The sequence below is a fragment of the Aeromonas sp. ASNIH8 genome (assembly GCF_002919855.1).
Lineage (GTDB): Bacteria > Pseudomonadota > Gammaproteobacteria > Enterobacterales > Aeromonadaceae > Aeromonas > Aeromonas caviae.
The window spans coordinates 21,559-41,080 of sequence record NZ_PQLN01000036.1 but is presented as its reverse complement, the minus strand read 5'-3'; the positions used below and the strand labels follow the sequence as shown (position 1 = coordinate 41,080).

Here is a 19,522-nt window from a genome sequence, read left to right as displayed (position 1 = left end):
ATATCGCCAATACCCGCCGCGATTACCTTCACAAGGTCACAACGACTATCAGCAAAAACCACGCGATGATCGTCATTGAGGATTTGAAGGTTGCCAGCATGTCAAAATCAGCAGCGGGCACGACCAGCCAGCCGGGGCGCAACGTCCGGGCAAAATCAGGGCTGAATCGTTCGATATTAGATCAGGGCTGGTTTGAGCTGCGCCGCCAGCTCGAATATAAGCAGGCATGGCGAGGCGGTCAGGTGTTGGCGATAAACCCGGCCTACACGAGCCAGCAGTGCGCCTGTTGTGGGCATACTGCGAAGGATAACCGCCAGACGCAAAGCCAGTTTAAATGCGCTGCGTGTGGTTATGAGGCGAACGCCGATGTGAACGGCGCTCGCAATATTTTAGCGGCGGGACACGCCGTTTTAGCCTGTGGAGGCGTGGTGCAATCAGGCCGCCCGATGAAGCAGGAACCCGGTACTGCGCGAGCAGCTATCACCCAGTAATGGGAATCCCCCTCCTGTGACGCGAAGCGCTAAGGTGGGGGAGGATGTCAAAGAACATGACCAAGACGACAAACACCAGGATCCCCAGGGCAATGTAGTCAAGTACCATCGATTTTTCCCGTCTGAGTCGCTAACAATGCTTCGATTGTCGAGTCGAGGCTTCGGCAATAATGACAGCATATGCCGTCGGTGCAAGTCTGCAATCGGAGAGTTGGTGTGGCGGTACAGGCATGGTTCATCGGTTGCTCATTTAACACACAAAATTGATTTGGTTAGATAAAATCAAGCAGCAATGGATGCCCGGGCAAGGTGAGAGGTGAACCTGATGAACGAATGGTGCAGTGGCAAAGGATGGCGGCTTGGCCTGTTGCTGATCTGCCTGTTGTGGTCCCGCCTCGGCTGGACCGCCGAACCCAGAATGGAGCCCAATGAGCAGGAGTTGGCACAGACCCTGGTCCTGCTTCATGAACCCATCGTCATGCTGACGGCTAAATATGGCAACCTGGATGGGGCGGCCAGGGTACGGCTGGCCCATGAGCGAGTTCAGCGGATGGAGCCAAGCGACCTCATGACGCCTGTGGCCGTGACGAAAGGCAGTCGACACGGCCAGGAGAGCCGGGAGTTTCTGGTCAATGGCAAGCGCATTCTGGTGCTGCTGGAAGGGGACCTTGATGAATTCGACGAGCTGACCCTGGATCAGGCGGCCGAACGTGTCCTGCATCGGCTCGACGGCGTGCGCATCAAGTATCTCGAGCTGCACTCGACCCCCTATTTGCTCAGAGCCGTCGGCTTGGCGGTGGTGGTCAGCCTGATCTTCTTCGGCCTCATCTGGCTGTTGCAGCGGGGGCATCGGCGAGTCAGAAAGTGGCTGGCCAACCGCCTGTTGCTGCAGAAGGGGCTGGTCCCCCACTCCTGGCGCCAGGTCACCGGGAATGTCGAGGTCCGCTTGCTCGGCCTCATCACGCTGCTGCTCATCTTCATGCTCACCTATGGCTGGCTGACCTATGTGCTCGGCCTGTTCCCCCAGACCCGGGCCTGGAGCTATCAGCTTGGGGAATCCCTGTTTGCCCTGTGTGGCGACATGCTGGAGGGCATGATTGCCGCCATGCCCGGTCTGGTAACCGTGCTGCTTATCGTGGTCATCACCCGTTTCTTCATCAAGATGCTGGCCATCCTCTTCGACCGCATCGAGCGTGGCCAGTTTCGGGTGCAGGGTTTGCACGCCGAGACCATAGGCGCCACCCGGCGACTGCTGTCAGTGGTGATCTGGCTGTTTGCCCTGACCGTGGCCTACCCCTATCTGCCGGGTGCGGATTCCGATGCCTTCAAGGGGATCAGCGTCTTCTTCGGTCTGATGGTGACACTGGGATCGGCCGGTATCATGAACCATGCCATGAGCGGCCTGGTGCTCATTTACTCCCGCGCACTGCGGCCAGGGGATCTGGTGCAGATCGGCGAGGTGGAGGGGATGGTGAGCGAGCTCAATGCCCTCTCGACCAAGCTGGTGACGCGCCAGGATCACGAGGTCACGCTGCCCAATGCAGTGGTGGTGGGGGGCAAGGTGGTGAACCTGACACGGCTGGCGGGCGAGAAGGGGGTGGCCCTGTTGACCAAGGTGACCATCGGTTATGACACCCCCTGGCGTCAGGTACATGCCATGCTGGAGCTGGCCGCGCGGCGCTGCACCCGGCTCAATCAGGATGAAGCTCCCCTGGTGCGGCAGTTGCATCTGCAGGATTGGTATGTGGAGTACGAGTTGCAGGTGAGGATGAAGGCAAGCGAACTCCCTGCGGTGGTCAAGACGGAGCTCCATGGCCATATTCAGGATGTCTTCAACGAGTTCGGGGTGCAGATCATGTCCCCCAACTTCATTGCCCAGCCGGAACAGGCTGTGCTGGTGGCCAGGGAGCAGTGGTATCAGGCGCCGGCCCGGGCGCCCGATTCCGCCGAGCCCCCCGCCAGAGAGTGACCACAAAAAGCAGAGGCCCGGCAGCAATGCCGGGCCTCTTGTCATGAAGAGAAGCTGACGCCTCAGTTCTCCTTGGCCTCTCTCAGTTGGGAGGGCCTGAATTTCACCAGGAAGGCGAGGGTGATGAGGGCGGTGCTCACCAGACCGATGATGGTGGAAACATTCATCTCGAGGCCGAAACCGATGGGGGCGTTGGCCAGGTAGGTGATGACCACTGCGGTCATGAAGATGGCGGGAATGGTGCATACCCAGTGCAGCTTGCCTTCCTTGATGAGGTAGGCGGCCGCAGCCCACAGCATGATGACGGCGGTGGTCTGGTTGGCCCAGCCGAAGTAGCGCCAGATCACCCCGAACTCGGCCTTGGAGATGATGAAACCAAGGATGAACATGGGGATGGCGATGAGCAGACGCTTGGCCATGGGCTTCTGGGTCAGGTTCAGGAAGTCCGCCACGATGAGGCGGGCGCTGCGAAACGCGGTGTCACCGGAGGTGATGGGCAGGATCACCACGCCGAGGATCGCCAGGATGCCGCCCACGGTACCGAGCAGGCTGGTGGAGACTTCGTGCACCACGGCAGAGGGGCCGCCGCTGGCCAGGGTGGCGTTGAGTGCCTCGGTGCTGTCGTAGAAGGAGAGACCCAGGGTGCACCAGATGAGGGCGATGATGCCTTCCCCTATCATGGCGCCGTAGAAGATGAAGCGACCGGAGCTCTCGTTCTGCATGCAGCGCGCCATCAGCGGGGACTGGGTGGCGTGGAAACCGGAGACGGCACCACAGGCGATGGTGATGAACAGCAGCGGCCAGAGCGGCAGGTCCGTCGGGTGCAGGTTGGAGAAGTCCATCCCGGTGTTGTAGAAGCCCTTGCCGGAGACGATGAGGCCGATGATGAGGCCGACCGACATGAACACCAGCAGCGCGCCGAAGATGGGGTAGAAGCGGCCGATGATCTTGTCGATGGGGACGATGGTCGCGAGGATGTAGTAGGCGAAGATGGCCGCAATCCAGTAGACCAGGTCGGTGGAGGTGAGGTTGGCGAGCAGGCCCGCCGGGCTCAGGACGAAGACCACGCCCACCAGCATCAGGAGCACCACGGCAAAGAGGTTCATGAAGTGCTTGGCGGCGGTGCCCAGGTGCTCACCGACTACGGTCGGCACCGAGGCGCCCCTGGCGCGTACCGACAGCATGCCGGAGAAGTAGTCGTGGACCGCACCGGCGAAGATGCAGCCAAAGACGATCCAGAGCATGGCGACCGGACCATAGAGGGCACCCAGGATGGGGCCGAAGATGGGGCCGACGCCGGCGATGTTGAGCAGTTGAACCAGGTAGACCTTCTTGTCCGACATGGGGACATAGTCCACCCCGTCCGCCATGGTGATGGCGGGGGTCTTCAACTCGGGTTTGGGCCCGAATATCCGTTCGATGAATTTGCCGTATATGAAGTAGCCGGCTACAAGTAAGCCGACACAGAGGAAGAACCAGATCATTGCTACGCTCCTGCTTTGTTATTTTTTGGTGTGCGCAGCCAGTGTAGGGGGGGACTTCTGTTAACGGCAGGTGAAAGGGGGTGAGCGGCGACATGGCGACCCGAGCGGTTGTCCGCTGTGATCCGGAGCACATCGCGCCCCGCTTTATTCCAGTCCCAGCTCGTCTTTTAGCTCCTTGAGGTAGCGGCGGCTGACCGGTACCCGGGCCCCGCTCGGGGTCACGATCTCCGCCAGCTGATTATCCAGCAAACGGATTTCGAAGATGGCGGCCGGGGCCACCAGATACTGGCGGTGACAGCGCAGCAGCGGGGTCTTCTCCTCGAGGGACTTGAGGGTGAGCTGGGTGTGAAACAGCTCGCCCTGGCAGGCGACATGGACGCCGCCGAGATCGGAGAAGGCGTACTCCACCTGGGAGGTTGGGAGCAGCCGCACCCGGTTGTGCAGGTATCCGGGGATATGGTGGATGGTCGGGGCCAGGGTTCCGACCGGTTGCGGGGTGATGTCCTGCCTGAGCCGCGCCAGGGTCTTGGCGAGGCGCGCCGGCTCCACCGGCTTGAGCAGGTAATCGAAGGCGTTCTCCTCGAACGCCTGGATGGCGTAGTCGTCGAACGCGGTGACAAAGACGATGCGGGGCAGGGGATCGAGCATGGCCACCAGCTCCATGCCGCTGAGTTTGGGCATCTGGATATCGAGAAACACCACATCCGGCTTGAGTTGCTGGATGAGGCCGAGCGCCTCGATGGCGTTGCCCGCCATGCCCAGGATCTCGATGTCGGGATCGCTGGCCAGCAGCTCTGCCAGCTCCTCGCGGGCATAGGGCTCGTCATCGACGATCAGGGTGCAGATCATGTCATCTCCTTGGCGGTGGTGCGGGGTTGTCGTGGGAGCGTCAGGGAGACCCGGGTCCATTGCTCCGGCTCCCACTGGACGTCAATGCCATAGCGCTCGCCAAAGGCGCTCTTGAGGCGCTTGTCCACCAGGCTCATCCCCAGACCATCCCCCTGGCCGGATGGCTGCCAGGCCCCGGCGTTGTCTTCGACGCAAAGGGTGATCGCCTCGGGGGTTTCCCTCGCGAAGAGGCGAAGTCGCCCCTCTCCCAGCAGGGAGCAGATGCCGTGCTTGATGGCATTCTCGATGAGGGGCTGCAGGGTGAAGCTCGGCAGTTGCACCTCGGCAAGGTGGGGCGGGATCTCGTTGATGACGATGAGCCGCTCGCCAAAGCGGGCCTGCTCTATCTCCAGGTAGGAGAGGCAGTGCTCCTGCTCCTCACGCAGCGTGGTCAGGCCGCTCTGGCGCTTGAGGTTGTTGCGAAAGAAGCGGGAGAGGTGCAGCAGCAGCTCCCGTGCCCGTCCCGGATCGCGGCGGGTAATGGCGCTGATGGTGTTGAGGGTGTTGAACAGGAAGTGGGGGTTTATCTGTGCCTGCACCAGCTTGAGCTCGGATTGCACCAGCAGGCGCTGCTGCTGCTCCAGGCGGCCTGCCAGCAGTTGCTGGGACAACAGGTTGGCGATCCCTTCTCCCAGGGTGTGATTGATCTTGAGGAAGAGCCGCTTCTTGGGCTCATAGAGTTTGATGGTGCCGATCACCCCCTCGTCACCCTGCAGGGGGATCACCAGCACGGAGCCGAGCTGGCACTGGGGGGAGATGCTGCAACGATAGGGCTGGCTGTTGCCATCGGCGAACAGCACCTTGTTCTGGGCGATGGCTTGCAGGGTGATCGCCGAGGTGATGGGGGTGCCCGGCTTGTGGTGATCTTCTCCGGTGCCGATGAAGGCGAGGATCTTGTCGGTGTCCGTGATGGCGACGGCGCCGACGCCGGTCTCTTCCTGAACGATATGGGCTATCTTGCCGCTGGCCTCCGGAGTGAACCCCTGGCTCATGATGCCGACGGTACGGTTGGCGATGGTGAGCGCCTTGGCGGAGAAGACCCGGGAGAACTTTTCGTACATCCGCTGCTGGTCGCGGATCATGCTGATGAAGAGCGCCGCCCCGCAGGAGTTGGCGAGGATCATGGGGGTGGCGATGGTGCGCACCAGCAGCAGGGACTTGTCGAAGGGGGTGGCGACCAGCAGGATGATCACCATCTGCATGATCTCGGCCACGAAGGTGGTAAAGAAGGCGACCCTGGGTGCAAAGAGGTCATTGACCCTGCCTGCCCGCATCAGCCGCCAGTGCACCAGCCCCCCCAACAGCCCCTCGCAGGTGGTGGAGATGGCGCAGGCGAGATCGGTGAACCCCCCCAGAGTATAGCGGTGCAGGCCGCCGGTCAGCCCCACCAGGAATCCCACCAGGGGGCCGCCCAGCAGTCCCCCCAGTACGGCACCGACCGCCCGGGTGTTGGCGATGGCGTCATCGATGTCGAGGCCCACATAGGTTCCCAGGATGCAAAAGCAGGAGAAGATGACATAGATGAGCACCTTGTGGGGCAGCCTGACGGAGTAGTTGGCCAGGGGACGCAACAGGGGGCTTTTGGAAAAAAGGTAGGCGATGACCAGGCTGACGCTCATCTGCTGGAGCAGAGAGAGGACTAGTTGCATAAAAAAGCTTCCTCAAACACCACGCCGGAGCCGGGCGTTGTCATGACGCAGGGTGAGCCTGAGCCCGTCTTGATGCGGGCTGCGGGCTGAACGCTGCGGCAGTTTGCCAGAATGGAAAAATAAAACCATATAAAATCAGCACGTTAAATTGATATTTGTGTAATCGATGCCCGCTTGATATTGCTGATGCGAGCATGAAGGTATCCACCGGATACGCCACACGGAGGTGGCATGCTCCGCCCGGCCATCGGCTGGGCGTTTTTTATCCAGCTCCAATGGTGGACGATTTCGAGGGGACCTGAGCAATTATTCAGGTTTGTCCAATGAGTTATCCCCAGCTTCTGGGGATAACTCAGAAGGCGAAATAGTAACAGACCCGCCGACCCAGACCGAAAAAAGCGCGTTGCGCGTCGTCCAGCTCTTCCTGTCTGAGGGTGGCGACGATGCTTCGCGCATCTTCCCGCAGATCGATCATGGCCACTCCTTCCGGCCGCTGCCCCTTGAGGTAGGGCAGCACCTTGGGTCTGAGGGGCATGCTGGGCTCGGTGGAGAGCACCAGGGCCAGGGCATCGTCATCCAGGCGCACCAGGGAACCCGGTGGATAGACCCCCAGCACCTTTATCAGCAACCTGACCTGGGTTTGCTCGAACTTCTTCTGGGAGAGCTTGTAGAGCTGGCCGATCACCTGGCTGGGCCCCGGCGGGTTGAGGCCGCTGCGCGGGTGAAGCAGCTCGTCATAGTGATCCACCAGCCCGATGAGGCGGGCGAGGGGGGGGATCTTGTCGCCCTTGATCCCGAGGGGAAAACCGCTGCCATCGAGGCGTTCGTGATGCAGGTAGGCGACCTCACGGATCCTGGGTTCGAAAGCCTGCAACTGGTTGAGCATCACCAGTCCGTACTGGGGGTGCATGTTGAGGAAATTCTGCTCCGCCTTGCTGAGCTCCCCCCGCTTCTGGATGATCTGGCCCGGGATCCTGAGCTCGCCGATGTCGTGGAGCAGGCCCGCCAGACCGGTCTCCTCGATCTCGACGGGATTCATGCCAAGCTCCCGTGCCATCAACATGGCGATGAAGGCCACGCTCAGGCTGTGTTGCAGCAGGGTATCCGTGTTCTGGCTGCGGATGAGGTGCAGACCGAGCGGCCCCTGGTGTTCTGCCAGACGGGCGGCGGTGCTGCGCACTATCTGCGCAGTATTGGCCAGGCCTTCGTCCGGTTTGAGGTTGAGGGCGCCAAGGGCGTCGCGAAGATCTGACAGGGATTGACCGAACGCCTTGTCCGCGATGCGAAGGGAGCGCCTGAACGCCTTTTCGTCGAAGGTGGGGCCCTCAGAAGAGGGGGCGGTATCCCCGGTGTCGCTCATCTCAAGAGAGGGAACGGGTTCGGCCCGCAGCAGGGGCTCGACCGGCAGATCGCTCTTGTCGGGATCCACCATCAGCAGGGTCAGGTCGAGGTGGCGGATGATGTCGAGCTGTTGCTGGTCCTTGATTTTGAAGGCGTTGAACATTAAAGGGTGGCTCGTCCATCCCGTGGGAAGATGGATGTAGTGGCCGACTCTCAACTGCTCGATGGAGGCCTGTATCAGCGCCATGGACTAGCTCTTCTGTCGAATTTGCCTATCAACAAGCTAGCAAAATTAAACAGATAGACAAACAAAAAAGCCCGCGCATGTGCGCGGGCTCTTGTCATCAGTGGCGTTTATCAGGCCTTGGATTTTTTCTTGTTGTCCACCTTGGCGTCGACCTTGGCTGCAACCGGGGCAGCAGCAGGGGCTTCCTCGATGAAGGGACGGCCGTAGTAGGTGTCCATCAGGATGGCTTTCAGCTCGGTGATCAGCGGGTAGCGCGGGTTGGCGCCGGTGCACTGGTCATCGAAGGCTTCCAGGGCCAGCTGGTCTACCTTGGCCAGGAAGTCCGCTTCGTTCACGCCGGCTTCGCGGATGGAGGCCGGGATCCCCAGGGTGGCCTTCAGCTCGTCCAGCCAGGTCAGCAGCTTCTCGATCTTGGCGGCGGTACGGTCACCGGCAGCGGTCAGGCCCAGGTGGTCAGCCACTTCGGCGTAGCGACGGCGAGCCTGCGGACGGTCGTACTGGGAGAACGCGGTCTGCTTGGTCGGGTTGTCGTTCGCGTTGTAGCGGATGACGTTGCTGATCAGCAGGGCGTTGGCCAGACCGTGGGGGATGTGGAACTCCGCACCCAGTTTGTGGGCCATGGAGTGGCACACACCCAGAAATGCGTTGGCAAACGCGATACCGGCGATGGTGGCCGCGTTGTGCACCTTCTCGCGGGCAACCGGGTCGTTGGCGCCGTTGATGTAGCTGGAGGGCAGGTACTCCTTCAGCAGTTTCAGGGCTTGCAGCGCCTGACCGTCGGAGTATTCGTTGGCCAGCACGGAGACATAGGCTTCCATGGCGTGGGTCACGGCGTCGATACCACCGAAGGCACACAAGGATTTGGGCATGCCCATTACCAGGTTGGCATCCACGATGGCCATGTTCGGGGTCAGCTCGTAGTCGGCCAGCGGGTACTTCATGCCGGTGGCGTCGTCGGTCACGACCGCAAACGGGGTCACTTCAGAACCGGTACCGGACGTGGTGGTGATACAGACCAGTTCGGCCTTCACGCCCATTTTCGGGAACTTGTAGATACGCTTGCGGATGTCCATGAAGCGCATGGCCAGGTCTTCGAACGCGGTGTCCGGGTGCTCGTACATGACCCACATGATCTTGGCGGCATCCATGGGTGAACCACCACCCAGGGCGACGATCACGTCCGGCTTGAAGGAGTTGGCCATCTCGGCGCCCTTGCGGACCACGGACAGGGTGGGGTCGGCTTCCACTTCGTAGAAGATCTCCACTTCCATGTTCAGCTTCTTGAGCAGGCGAACCACTTCATCGGCATAGCCGTTGTTGAACAGGAAGCGGTCGGTCACCACCATGGCGCGCTTCTTGCCTTCCAGGTCGCCCAGGGCGATCGGCAGGGAACCACGACGGAAGTAGATGGATTTCGGAAGTTTGTGCCACAGCATATTTTCTGCCCGTTTTGCGACTGTCTTCTTGTTGATCAAGTGCTTGGGACCGACGTTCTCGGAGATGGAGTTACCACTCCAGGAGCCGCAACCCAGGGTCAGGGACGGGGCCAGCGCGAAGTTGTACAGGTCACCGATACCACCCTGGGTGGAGGGGGTGTTGATGAGGATACGGGCGGTCTTCATCTTGTCGCCGAAGTACTTGATGCGGTCGGCATTGCGATCCTGGTCGGTATAGAGACCGGAGGTGTGGCCGATACCACCGATGTTGACCATGTCGCAGGCCATTTCGACGGCTTCTTCGAAGTTCTTGGCACGGAACATACCCAGCGTCGGGGAGAGTTTCTCGTGAGCGAACTCGTCTTCTGCGCAGAGTTCCAGACCTTCACCGATGAGGATCTTGGTGGTGGCAGGCACGGTCACGCCGGCCATGGCGGCGATCTTGGTAGCAGGCTGGCCCACGATGTCGGCGTTCAGGGCGCCGTTGATCAGCAGCACTTTACGCACCTTGTCCGCTTCGTCCTTGGAGAGGATGTAGCCGGCGTGGGTCGCGAAACGCTCCTTGACCTGGTTGTAGATGGAGTCGACCACGATGACAGCCTGCTCGGAGGCACAGACCACGCCGTTGTCGAAGGTCTTGGACATCAGGATGGAGGCGACGGCACGCTTCACGTCGGCGGTTTCGTCGATGACGATGGGCACGTTGCCCGCACCCACGCCGATGGCGGGTTTGCCGGAGGAGTAGGCGGCCTTCACCATGCCCGGGCCACCGGTGGCCAGGATCAGGTTGATGTCGTCGTGACGCATCAGGGCATTGGAGAGTTCGACGGAGGGTTGATCAATCCAGCCGATGATGTCTTTCGGCGCACCGGCAGCCACGGCAGCATCCAGTACCAGCTTGGCAGCGGTATTGGTGGAGTTCTTGGCGCGGGGGTGCGGGGAGAAGATGATGGCGTTGCGGGTCTTCAGGGAGATGAGGGCCTTGAAGATCGCGGTGGAAGTCGGGTTGGTGGTCGGTACGATACCGCAGATGATGCCTACCGGCTCGGCGATGGTGATGGTGCCCATCTCGTCATCTTCACTGAGGATGCCGCAGGTCTTCTCATCTTTATAGGCGTTGTAGATGTATTCGGAGGCGAAGTGGTTCTTAATAACCTTGTCTTCGATGATACCCATGCCGGATTCGGCAACGGCCATCTGGGCCAGGGGGATACGGGCGTTGCTGGCGGCCAGAGCGGCGGCGCGGAAGACCTTGTCTACCTGCTCTTGCGAGAAGCTGGCGAATTGACGCTGTGCTTCTTTGACGCGGGCAACCAGTGCATCCAGTTCAGCCAAATTGGTTACTGCCATGTTTATCTCCTGATGATTTGAAAACTGTTTAGTAAGACCTTGGCAATGCCCGGCAATTATAGCCACCTTGTCAAGGCGAGAATCACCATAACGGGGTATTTACATGCCTTAGTAAACTGTTTTCTGGCTCGATTATAGGGTCGGGATGTGTCAGAAAAGATTGATCTGGATCATATGTAACAAAAGAACAAAAGAAATTTTGTTTCACCCCTTGTCGCACCACTATGTTACGGGAGTGTGTCATCCTTTCTTGGCACCACGAGCTGCTGTCATGCGCCCTTGGAATATCTGCTCAGGGAAGGGGATCCGATGAATTCTCGCCTTGGCCGGGATGGGGGGAGGCGGTATCGCCGTGATGGTGGCAGAACGTCCACTCCCCTGACGTTTCATTTATGTTGAGAAAGGGGTTGTTGTTTTCATCCAGTCGCCCTGGCGAAACAGCACATCTGGCGGTGGCAGGGAGCGTGTCACCTCTTCACAGCCGGCCCCACTGGCGCCGCACCAGGGTGAGAAAGGCCAAAAATCGGGGTCACAGGAGCGGGTGGGGGCGGCAAGCAGGCGTGGTGAGAAGCAAGGGTGCCATTTGCCGAAAATATCGTTTCTTGGCTGAGGGTTGATATAACGCGCTGCCATGGCACCCGGCGATGTTAATGGCGACCTCTCTCCCTTAACAACCCGATATGTTGAATTTTTTCGATACATTAGCGGAACTAACTAAAAAGCCCCGGTAAGGGTGAGATTATTTGATTGGAGAAGGGAAAAGCCATGGTGTAAATTTACGCGCAGTTTGGGGGCTGGCCCCTTGTGGCTCGTATTGGTTCTGGATGGCGCCTATGGCAGCAATAGACTTCTCTTTATACCTGAAATTTTTCGTCGGCCTGTTTGCGATCATCAACCCGCTGGGTCTGTTGCCGGTCTTTGTGAGCCTGACGGGCCACATGTCGCCGGAGGAGCGACGCAAGACCAACACCACCGCCCACATTGCCGTGATGATCATCCTGATGGTCTCCATGTGCATGGGACAGCTCATCCTCGACAGTTTCGGCATCTCCCTGGCGTCGTTTCGCATTGCTGGTGGCTCGCTGATCACCCTGATCGCCTGGTCGATGCTGCAGGGCAAGCTGGGGGAGGTGAAGCACAACAAGCAGGAGAAGGGTGAACTGGCTGCGCGTGAATCCATTGCCGTGGTGCCCCTGGCTCTGCCGCTGATGGCCGGACCCGGTGCCATCTCCTCTTCCATCGTCTATGCCAGCCAGAAGACCCTGCCCCAGATGGCCGGCATGTTCGTGGTGGTGGTGGCGTTTGCCTGCTGCTCCTGGCTCATCTTCCGCGCCGCTCCCCTGCTGTTCAAGCTGATGGGCAACACCGGCATCAACGTGGTGACCCGTATCATGGGTCTCATCATGATGTCCCTTGGCATCGAGATCATCGTGGCGGGCATCAAGGGAGTCTTCCCCGGTCTGGTGTGAGCCAGGTCCGTTTTTGTCGGAGCCGGTCCTTGTGACCGGCTTTTTATTGTTTCTTTTTTGTTGGTCATTTCCTAGAATCGAGCGGCCTTGTACGAAAAATGACCGCTGCGGGATATTTAAATGCTGAATAAATGGTTTTAAGTTGTTTTTTTGACCATGAAAGCGGCCTGTTCCTGATGATATCTATTGCATTATCAGAATTGTCAGGGAATTATGCGGGCAGCGAGGTGTTTGTCTCGTGGATAACAAATGCATGGAATGTTCTTGTTGGAGTATGGAAATGACTCATAGAAAAACAATTATTAATACCCTTTTATTGACTGCACTTTTCGGTGGCGCCACCCTGGCTCACGCCGCCGATGTCCCCGCCGGTACCAAGCTTGCTCCCGAGCAAACCCTGGTGAAAGGCAATGGTTCCGAACCCGCCACCCTGGATCCCCAGAAAGTGGAAGGTACCCCCGAATCCAACGTATTGCGTGACCTGTTCGAAGGTCTCGTCTCCTCCGGCCCCAAGGGTGAGACCCTGCCCGGCGTCGCCGAGTCCTGGGAAACCAAGGACAACAAACATTACGTGTTCCACCTGCGCAAGGATGCCAAGTGGTCCAACGGGGATCCCGTCACCGCTCATGACTTCGTCTTTGCCTTCCAGCGCGCGGTGGATCCCAAGACGGCCTCTCCCTACTCCTGGTACATGGAGATCCCGACCATCATCAATGCCTCCGACATCATCGCGGGCAAGAAGCCGGCCGACACCCTGGGCGTGAAGGCGGTGGACGATCATACCTTCGAGGTGCAGCTGGAGAAGGCGGTGCCTTACTTCGTCAGCATGCTCTCCCACACCACCACCTATCCGGTCCCGAAGAAGGTGATCGAGAAGTTCGGTGACAAGTGGACCCAGCCCGGCAACATGGTATCCAACGGCGCCTACGTGCTGAAGGACTGGGTGGTCAACGAGCGCGTCGACGTCGAGCGCAACCCCAACTACTGGAACAATGGCAAGACCGTCATCAACAAGGTGACCTACCTGCCCATCCAGTCCACCAACGCCGAGCTGAACCGCTATCTGGCTGGCGAAGTGGATCTGACCTACAACATGCCCATCGAACGCTTCAAGCAGATGAAGAAAGAGCTGCCGGACGAAGTAAAGGTCAGCGGCTATGTGGGCACCTACTACTACCAGTACAACTTCAAGCACAAGCCGTTTGACGACGTGCGGGTGCGTACCGCCCTATCCTATGCCATCGATCGCAACGTGATCGCCGACAAGGTGATGGGCAAGGGCGAAACCCCGGGCTATACGCTCGTGCCTGACTTTGTAGATGGCTTCAAGCCGGTGGCGCCGGCCTGGTCCAAGCTGACCCAGGCAGAGCGCGATGCCAAGGCGAAAGAGCTGCTGACCGAAGCCGGTTACGGCCCGGGCAAGCCGCTCAAGTTCGAGCTGCTCTACAACACCGATGACAACCACAAAAAGGTGGCCGTGGCCGTCGCCTCCATGTGGAAGAAGCTCGGCGTGCAGGTGAGCCTGGTGAACCAGGAGTGGAAGACCTACCTGGAGACCAAGAAGCAGGGTAACTTCGACGTGGGCCGCGCCGGCTGGATTGCCGACTACAACGAAGCCTCCTCCATGCTGGATCTGATGCAGACCACTCACGGCAACAACGACGGCAAATACTCCAACCCGACGTTCGACAAGCTGATGAGCGAGTCCCGCAACCAGGTGGATGCCGAGGCGCGCAACAAGCTCTATGTCCAGGCCGAAGAGATCCTGGCCAAGGACATGCCGATCGCCCCCATCTATCAGTACGTGACCTCCCGCATGGTCAAGCCCTACGTGGGCGGCTACCCGGCCAACCCGCTGGACAACATCTACAGCAAAGACATGTACATCGTTGCTCACTGAGTAAAGAAACAAGTCGCATAACAAGCAGGGCCCGCCAGACGGCGGGCCTTTATTACAACCGCGACCCTTTGGAAGCAGTACAGGACAGGAAATGTCTATGTTGAAATTCATCCTTAAACGTCTACTGGAAGCGATCCCGACTCTGCTGGTCTTGATCACCGTCTCCTTCTTCATGATGCGCTTCGCCCCGGGTAACCCCTTCACCAGCGAACGCGCCCTGCCGCCGGAAGTCCTGGCCAACATCGAAGCCAAATATGGCCTGGACAAGCCCATCGGCATGCAATACCTCACTTACCTCGGCAACCTGGTCCAGGGGGATCTGGGGCCCTCCTTCAAATACAAGGACTTCACCGTCAATGATCTGGTGAGCCAGGCCCTGCCTGTCTCCGCCAAGATAGGCTCGGTCGCCTTCCTGCTGGCGGTGACCCTGGGGGTCACCTTCGGCACCATTGCGGCCCTGAAACAGAACACCCTCATCGACTACCTGTTGATGTCGTCGGCCATGGCCGGGGTGGTGATACCCGGCTTCGTCCTGGCACCGCTGCTGGTGCTCTTCTTCAGTATCTATCTGGGCTGGTTCCCGGCGGGGGGCTGGCAGGGGGGCGGCGCCCAGTTCATGGTACTGCCGGTGTTCGGCATGATGATGTACTACATCTCGGCCATCTCCCGCATCATGCGCGGCAGCATGATCGAGACCATGAACTCCAACTTCATCCGTACCGCCCGCGCCAAGGGGCTGCCCCTGCGCCACATCATCCTCAAGCACGCGCTGCGCCCGGCCATGCTGCCGGTGGTCTCCTACCTGGGACCGGCCTTCGTGGGCATCATCACCGGCTCCGTGGTCATCGAGACCATCTTCGGCCTGCCGGGGATCGGCCAGCTGTTCGTCAACGGTGCCCTCAACCGTGATTACTCCATGGTGCTCGGTCTGACCATTCTGGTCGGCGCCCTCACCATCACCTTTAACGCCGTGGTCGATATTCTCTATGCCGTCATCGATCCCAAGATCCGTTACTAAGCCGGGAGTACATCATGGTAGTCACAACTGAAAAGCGCGAAGCCGTCGAGGCGTTCGCCCAGAAAGTGGAAGTGGTGGAAGGACGCTCCCTGTGGAAGGATGCCCGTCGCCGTTTCCTGCGCAACAAGGCGGCCCTGACCAGCCTCATCATCCTGACCATCATCGGTCTGGCGGTGATCGTGGGGCCCCACCTGTCCCAGTACACGTTCGATGACCCGGACTGGGGGGCCATGCAGAGTGCCCCGGACATGGAGACCGGCCACTGGTTCGGCACCGACAGCCTGGGGCGCGATCTCTTCGTGCGTACCCTGCTCGGCGGACGCATCTCCCTGATGGTCGGCATCATGGGGGCCCTGGTGGCCGTCATCATCGGCACCCTCTACGGCGCCGCGTCCGGCTTCATCGGCGGTCGCGTCGACAGCCTGATGATGCGGGTGCTGGAGATCCTCAACGCCTTCCCCTTCATGTTCTTCGTGATCATGCTGGTGACCTTCTTCGGTCGCAATCTGGCCCTCATCTTCCTCGCCATCGGGGCGGTGAGCTGGCTCGACATGGCGCGGATCGTGCGCGGCCAAACCCTGAGTCTCAAGAGCAAGGAGTTCATCGAGGCGGCCCACGTCTGCGGCGTCTCCAAGTGGAAGATCATCACCCGTCATATCGTGCCCAACGTGCTCGGCATAGTTGCGGTTTACGCCACCCTGCTGGTGCCGGGGATGATCATGTTCGAATCCTTCCTGAGCTTCCTGGGTCTGGGCGTGCAAGAGCCCATGACCAGCTGGGGCGCCCTGCTGGATGAAGGCTCCAAGTCGATGGAAGTGGCCATCTGGCAACTCCTGTTCCCCGCCGGTTTCATGGTGGTGACCCTGTTCTGCTTCAACTTCCTCGGGGATGGTCTGCGTGATGCCCTGGATCCCAAGGATCGCTGATACCCAGGGACCGGCAAGACGCCAAGGGGCCATCAGACCCGTTCAGGGAACGCACCGCGTTCACCACGGGCAGGCCCCCATCACGACAGCGCGATAAGGAGTACTGAGATGAAATTACTGGATGTGAAAGATCTGCGGGTCGAGTTCAAGACCCCGGACGGCAATGTGGTGGCCGTCAACGACCTCAACTTTTCTCTTTCTGCTGGCGAAACTTTGGGGATCGTCGGGGAGTCAGGCTCAGGCAAGTCCCAGACTGCCTTTGCCATCATGGGGCTGCTGGCCAAGAACGGTGTCATCACCGGCTCGGCCAAATTTCAGGGGGACGAGATCCTGAATCTGCCGGAGCACAAGCTCAACAAGATCCGCTCCGAGAAGATCGCCATGATCTTCCAGGACCCCATGACGTCGCTCAACCCCTACATGAAGGTCAAGGATCAGCTGATGGAAGTGCTGATGCTGCACAAGGGGATGACCAAGGCTGCCGCCTTCGAGGAGTCGGTGCGCATGCTGGACGCGGTGAAGATCCCCGAGTCGCGCAAGCGGATGAACATGTACCCCCACGAGTTCTCCGGCGGCATGCGCCAGCGGGTGATGATCGCCATGGCGCTCCTGTGCCGGCCGCAGCTGCTCATCGCCGACGAGCCGACCACGGCGCTGGACGTGACGGTACAAGCCCAGATCATGACCCTGATGAACGAGCTCAAGCGCGAGTTCAACACCGCCATCATCATGATCACCCACGATCTTGGCGTCGTGGCCGGCATCTGCGACAAGGTGCTGGTGATGTACGCAGGCCGGACCATGGAGTACGGCCGGGTCAACGATATCTTCTATCGCCCGAGCCACCCCTATACCGAAGGCTTGCTGCGCGCCATTCCCCGCCTCGACACCGAAGGGGAAGAGCTGCCCACCATCCCGGGCAATCCGCCCAACCTGCTGCGTTTGCCCACCGGCTGCCCCTTCCAGGAGCGTTGCCACCGGGTGAGCGAGATTTGTGGCCAGCAGTCTCCGATCCTGACGCCGTTCAACGACGGCCGGGAGCGGGCGTGCCACTGGGTATCGGATGCCATGATCAAGGGAGTGAACTAAATGGGTACTGACAAGAAACTGCTGCTGGAAGTGTCTGACCTCAAGGTTCACTTCCATATCAAGAGTGACAAGGCCTGGCCCTGGGCCAAGCCCTCCGCCCTGAAGGCGGTGGACGGAGTGACCCTGCGCCTCTACGAAGGGGAGACCCTGGGCGTAGTGGGGGAGTCCGGTTGCGGCAAATCCACCTTCGCCCGTGCCCTCATCGGCCTGGTACCGGCCACCGACGGCAAGGTGGTGTGGCTTGGGCAGGACTTGACCAAACTCGAGCAGAACGCCCTGCGGGAGAAGCGCAAGGAGATCCAGATGATCTTCCAGGACCCGCTGGCCTCCCTGAACCCCCGCATGACCATAGGGGACATCATCGCCGAGCCCCTCATCACCTTCTACCCGACCCTGGCAAGGGAAGAGGTGAAGGAGAAGGTGCGCGCCATGATGACCAAGGTGGGTCTGTTGCCGAACCTGGTGAACCGTTACCCCCATGAGTTCTCCGGCGGCCAGTGCCAGCGCATCGGCATCGCCCGGGCGCTCATCCTCGAGCCCAAGATGATCATCTGTGACGAGCCGGTCTCGGCGCTGGATGTCTCCATCCAGGCTCAGGTGGTGAACCTGCTGAAATCCCTGCAAAAGGAGATGGGTCTCTCCCTCATCTTCATCGCCCACGACCTCTCCGTGGTCAAACACATCTCCGATCGGGTGCTGGTGATGTACCTGGGCAACGCGGTGGAACTCGGCACCGGCAAGGAGATCTTCGCGAACCCCTTGCACCCCTATACCAAGGCGCTGATGTCGGCAGTGCCCATCCCGGATCCGGACGTGGAGCGCAGCAAGACCATCCAGATCCTGGAAGGGGATCTGCCGTCCCCCATGAACCCGCCGTCCGGTTGCGTATTCCGCACCCGCTGCCCGGTGGCAGGCCCGGAGTGCGCCAAGACCCGGCCCCAGCTCGAGGGCAACTTCGACCACGCGGTTTCCTGTCTCAAGGTGGACCCGCTCTGAGGATGGGAGCGTGACAGGGGCGCCCGGGTGGCGCCCCTCTTTTTTGCCTGCCCATCAAATCCTCTCTTGGCGCCAGCGGTTGTCGCTGCTACTATCCGCCTCACAAGGGGAGTAACTTCTCGCCGGTTTGTCGTCATTACGGTGCACCCATATCCTGCAGTGCACCCGGCAGCCGGGCAGTCGATGTCAATCGGCTGTAAGTGAGACCTTGCCGAGAGGCAAGGTGTATCTGCTCCAAACGCGAACCCACTGCCTCCCGGCCGTGGGTTTTGTCGTTTTGGGAGAAGTGAAAATGGGTGAATGGTGGATGTGGACCGGTTTCTTCAGCATAGTGCTGGTCCTGTTGTGGATTGATATCCGCTTTGTCGGTGGCGGCAAGGCGCACAAGGTGTCGCTGAAAGAGGCGGGCATCTGGTCTCTCATCTGGGTCAGCGTGGCGCTCCTGTTCAACCTGGCCATCTGGCTCTGGCTGGATCACAGTGCCGGGCGCGAGATCGCGAACCAGAAGGGGCTGGAGTTTCTCACCGGCTACCTCATCGAAAAGGCACTGGCGGTGGACAACGTCTTCGTCTGGCTGATGCTGTTCGGCTACTTCGCCATCCCGGCGGAGCTGCAGCGTCGGGTCCTGCTCTACGGGGTGCTGGGGGCCATCGTGATGCGGGCCGGCATGGTGTTCGCCGGCAGCTGGCTTATCGAGCAGTTCCACTGGATCCTCTACCTGTTCGGGGCTTTCCTGCTGCTGACCGGTGCCAAGATGCTGTGGGCGGCCGACAAGGAGCCGGATCTCGAGAACAATGCCCTGCTCGGCTGGATGCGTCGTCGCTTCAAGGTGACCGAGACGCTGGAGGGGGAGAAGTTCTTCGTCTGGCGTGACGGTGTGCGCTACGCGACCCCGCTGCTGCTCATCCTGGTGCTGGTGGAGGTGAGCGACCTCATCTTCGCGGTGGACAGTATCCCGGCCATCTTCGCGGTGACCACGGATCCCTTCATCGTGCTCACCTCCAACATCTTCGCCATCATGGGGCTGCGCGCCATGTACTTCCTGCTGGCCGGGGTGGCCGATCGCTTCGCCCTGCTCAAATACGGCCTGGCGCTGATCCTGATGTTCATCGGGGTCAAGATGCTGCTGCTCGATATCTTCAAGATACCGACCGGCATCGCCCTTGGCGTGGTGGCGCTGATCCTGCTGGCCTCCATGGGGCTGAGTCTGCTGATGACCCGCAAAAAGGCGGCATGAACGGCGCAGTAAAAAGGGCTCCCGAGGGAGCC

The 19,522-nt window shown here is 60.1% G+C and carries 14 protein-coding genes; 9 read left to right on the top strand and 5 right to left on the bottom strand.

Going from position 1 to position 19,522, the window contains the following annotated elements; translation table 11 throughout:
* Both C3418_RS11410 and C3418_RS11405 read left to right on the top strand, forming a co-directional pair.
* Window positions 1–491 (top strand): RNA-guided endonuclease TnpB family protein (locus C3418_RS11410; RefSeq protein WP_146054105.1); only part of this gene is annotated, 491 nt, incomplete at its 5' end.
* 325 nt (window positions 492–816) lie between these two features.
* Window positions 817–2,460 carry a mechanosensitive ion channel family protein gene (locus tag C3418_RS11405; protein ID WP_029314351.1) on the top strand — a complete coding sequence of 548 codons (1,644 nt, stop codon included), beginning with the start codon at window positions 817–819 and terminating at the stop codon, window positions 2,458–2,460.
* A 62-nt stretch (window positions 2,461–2,522) separates the two neighbouring features.
* Here the strand turns inward: C3418_RS11405 and C3418_RS11400 are convergent, their stop codons facing one another.
* From C3418_RS11400 to adhE, 5 genes are all read right to left on the bottom strand, one after another.
* On the bottom strand, window positions 2,523–3,944 hold the full coding sequence (locus C3418_RS11400; RefSeq protein ID WP_103858533.1) for a carbon starvation protein A: 1,422 nt from the start codon (window positions 3,942–3,944) through the stop codon (window positions 2,523–2,525).
* A gap of 144 nt (window positions 3,945–4,088) precedes the next feature.
* A complete protein-coding gene (gene btsR, locus C3418_RS11395; RefSeq protein WP_103858532.1) occupies window positions 4,089–4,793 on the bottom strand; it encodes a two-component system response regulator BtsR in 705 nt (234 codons plus the stop codon).
* Complete coding sequence (locus C3418_RS11390) at window positions 4,790–6,481, bottom strand: sensor histidine kinase (protein ID WP_103858531.1); 1,692 nt, start codon at window positions 6,479–6,481, stop codon at window positions 4,790–4,792. Before C3418_RS11390 ends, btsR begins: the two co-directional genes overlap by 4 nt.
* A 352-nt stretch (window positions 6,482–6,833) precedes the next feature.
* Window positions 6,834–8,069, bottom strand: coding sequence for an HD-GYP domain-containing protein (locus C3418_RS11385; protein WP_103858530.1), 1,236 nt, complete (start codon window positions 8,067–8,069; stop codon window positions 6,834–6,836).
* Window positions 8,070–8,179: 110 nt separating this feature from the next.
* Window positions 8,180–10,855, bottom strand: coding sequence for a bifunctional acetaldehyde-CoA/alcohol dehydrogenase (gene adhE, locus C3418_RS11380; RefSeq protein ID WP_103858529.1), 2,676 nt, complete (start codon window positions 10,853–10,855; stop codon window positions 8,180–8,182).
* An 833-nt stretch (window positions 10,856–11,688) separates the two neighbouring features.
* Between adhE and C3418_RS11375 the strand changes: the two genes are divergently transcribed.
* The 7 genes from C3418_RS11375 (at window position 11,689) to C3418_RS11345 (ending at window position 19,490) form a co-directional block, all read left to right on the top strand.
* On the top strand, window positions 11,689–12,324 hold the full coding sequence (locus C3418_RS11375; protein WP_010674328.1) for a YchE family NAAT transporter: 636 nt from the start codon (window positions 11,689–11,691) through the stop codon (window positions 12,322–12,324).
* Between the two features lie 280 nt (window positions 12,325–12,604).
* Window positions 12,605–14,224 carry an ABC transporter substrate-binding protein gene (locus tag C3418_RS11370; protein WP_041212840.1) on the top strand — a complete coding sequence of 540 codons (1,620 nt, stop codon included), beginning with the start codon at window positions 12,605–12,607 and terminating at the stop codon, window positions 14,222–14,224.
* 97 nt (window positions 14,225–14,321) lie between these two features.
* Window positions 14,322–15,242 carry an oligopeptide ABC transporter permease OppB gene (gene oppB / locus C3418_RS11365; RefSeq protein ID WP_010674330.1) on the top strand — a complete coding sequence of 307 codons (921 nt, stop codon included), beginning with the start codon at window positions 14,322–14,324 and terminating at the stop codon, window positions 15,240–15,242.
* Window positions 15,243–15,256: 14 nt separating this feature from the next.
* Window positions 15,257–16,168: an oligopeptide ABC transporter permease OppC gene (gene oppC, locus C3418_RS11360; protein ID WP_010674331.1), complete on the top strand. Its 912-nt coding sequence runs from the start codon at window positions 15,257–15,259 to the stop codon at window positions 16,166–16,168.
* Window positions 16,169–16,276: 108 nt separating this feature from the next.
* Entirely contained in the window at window positions 16,277–17,257 is a 981-nt protein-coding gene (locus tag C3418_RS11355) for an ABC transporter ATP-binding protein (protein ID WP_039038983.1), read from the top strand.
* Complete coding sequence (oppF, locus tag C3418_RS11350) at window positions 17,258–18,253, top strand: murein tripeptide/oligopeptide ABC transporter ATP binding protein OppF (RefSeq protein WP_103858528.1); 996 nt, start codon at window positions 17,258–17,260, stop codon at window positions 18,251–18,253.
* A 292-nt stretch (window positions 18,254–18,545) separates the two neighbouring features.
* The gene (locus C3418_RS11345; RefSeq protein WP_029314355.1) at window positions 18,546–19,490 is read left to right on the top strand and encodes a TerC family protein; all 945 of its coding nucleotides are present in this window, start codon (window positions 18,546–18,548) and stop codon (window positions 19,488–19,490) included.
* The last annotated feature ends 32 nt before the right edge of the window (window positions 19,491–19,522 follow it).